Raw genomic sequence first — 1,006 nt, 5'->3', positions numbered from 1 at the left:
TGGTCAAGCGGAATATCGAAAAACCCATGTTGAGAGTGAAAATGGCAATGTGGTAATTGATGCAGAGTATGTTGAAGTAAAAGACAAGCGGATAGACCCTTAAAAAAGCAAAAAAATTATTCATGTACCCCTTGAAATGAAGATGCGTGGCCCAACTTATCCCATCACTTAGATACGCACTCCTTGAATTTGAAAGGACTGTGTTTTTATAGAAAAACTCGCAAGAGAACTATTTAACTGGATTGATAACCTGTTAGGAGAATCATTGAGATGAAAATCCGTCCATTACACGATCGTGTTGTTGTACGTCGCAAAGAAGAAGAAACCACCTCCGCTGGAGGAATTGTATTGCCAGGCAGTGCGACTGAAAAGCCTTCACAGGGCGAGGTTGTGGCTGTGGGATCGGGCAAGTTGCTCGACAACGGTGATGTACAAGCAATGGCTGTAAAGGCTGGTGATACCGTAGTTTTTGGTCAATACGCTGGTAACACAGTAAAGATCGATGGCGAAGAGCTATTGATCATGGCCGAGAACGAGATTTACGGCATCATCGAAGCTTAATTCACTTCAAGTTTTCGACTCATTTCGACTCATAAATACGTAAACAGGATTTAGAAATATGACAGCAAAAGATGTGAAGTTTGGCGATGCAGCTCGCCAAGGTATGTTGGCCGGCGTTAATGTTTTGGCTGATGCGGTAAAAGTTACTCTTGGACCGAAAGGTCGTAACGTCGTTCTGGATAAGTCGTTCGGCGCTCCGACAGTAACAAAAGACGGCGTTTCCGTTGCGAAAGAGATCGAGCTTGCTGATAAGTTTGAAAATATGGGCGCGCAGATGGTGAAAGAAGTTGCGTCTCAAACTAATGACGCAGCTGGTGACGGTACTACGACAGCGACAGTGCTAGCTCAAGCCATCGTTAATGAAGGTTTGAAAGCAGTTGCTGCTGGCATGAACCCAATGGATCTCAAGCGCGGCATCGACAAAGGTGTTTCTGTCGCTGTTGAG

At 44.8% G+C, this 1,006-nt stretch carries 2 protein-coding genes; both read left to right on the top strand.

The features are described 5' to 3' along the window. The first annotated feature begins 270 nt into the window (after positions 1-270). Positions 271-561, top strand: coding sequence for a co-chaperone GroES (locus A3750_RS19055; protein WP_068454145.1), 291 nt, complete (start codon positions 271-273; stop codon positions 559-561). A 58-nt stretch (positions 562-619) separates the two neighbouring features. Beyond that, on the top strand, positions 620-1,006 hold a 387-nt coding region (locus A3750_RS19050), incomplete at its 3' end, for a TCP-1/cpn60 chaperonin family protein (protein WP_304440217.1).

Source organism: Oleiphilus sp. HI0079 (assembly GCF_001635105.1).
This window is presented reverse-complemented; position numbering and strand designations above follow the sequence as displayed.

Coding starts and splice junctions, on each gene's coding strand:
- A3750_RS19055 (WP_068454145.1), top strand. CDS start 271: ATGAAAATCCGTCCATTACACGATCGTGTTGTTGTACGTCGCAAAGAA.